1 rRNA gene is annotated in these 305 nt (G+C 55.7%); it reads right to left on the bottom strand.

Annotation, left to right across the window (positions count from 1 at the left end):
- A 23S ribosomal RNA gene (locus GQS09_RS28460) occupies positions 1-305 on the bottom strand; the annotation flags it as partial.

Consider the following 305-nt stretch of genomic DNA (forward strand, 5'->3'; position numbering starts at 1 on the left):
CCCACCTGTGTCGGTTTCGGGTACAGGCAATTAATGATTAACGTGGTTCGGGCTTTTCTAGGAAGCTTGATCAGCGCCACTTCCCTCCCGTGGGAGGTGGGACTCGCGTCTTAGCTCCTGGTGTTTTCGCCACCTCTCATCGCCTCGACTGCTTGCACTGGTAACCAACATCCAGCTGACGTTGACCTTCTCCGTTCTCCGGCACAATCATTAATCGGTACGGGAATGTTAACCCGTTGTCCATCGACTACGCTTTTCAGCCTCGCCTTAGGTCCTGACTGACCCTCCGCGGACGAGCCTTGCGG

This window comes from Streptomyces sp. YIM 98790 (genome assembly GCF_011421595.1).
Classification (GTDB): domain Bacteria; phylum Actinomycetota; class Actinomycetes; order Streptomycetales; family Streptomycetaceae; genus Streptomyces.